This is a genomic window from Pseudomonas frederiksbergensis, assembly GCF_003732665.1.
Lineage (GTDB): Bacteria > Pseudomonadota > Gammaproteobacteria > Pseudomonadales > Pseudomonadaceae > Aquipseudomonas > Aquipseudomonas frederiksbergensis_G.
This window is the reverse complement of record NZ_MOBP01000085.1, coordinates 1-304: the sequence shown is the minus strand read 5'-3', so window position 1 is coordinate 304 and position 304 is coordinate 1. Positions and strand designations below refer to the sequence as shown.

The 304-nt window shown below is 66.4% G+C and carries 1 protein-coding gene; it reads right to left on the bottom strand.

The genetic code is table 11. The features are described from left to right. On the bottom strand, positions 1-304 hold a 304-nt coding region (gene ccmA / locus BK665_RS33255), incomplete at both ends, for a heme ABC exporter ATP-binding protein CcmA (RefSeq protein ID WP_123410644.1).

Sequence of the window (304 nt, the reverse complement as noted above, 5' to 3'; positions counted from 1 at the left end):
CCATGCCACCGTTTTCACAGTGCTGGGCCAAGTGTTCCTCGAGCTGCGCGACACCCTGCTTGTCCAGGGCGGTGAACGGCTCGTCGAGAATCCACAGCGGCGGGCTGTCCAGATACAGCCGGGCCAGGGCCACGCGGCGTTGCTGGCCGGCGGACAAGGTGTGGCTCGGCACGTCTTCGAAGCCGCGCAGCCCTACCGCCGCCAACGCCTGCCAGATCGCTTCGCGGCCGGCCGGCGTATGCAATGCGCAGAGCCAACTGAGGTTCTCTTCGGGGGTCAGCAAATCCTTGATACCGGCGGCATG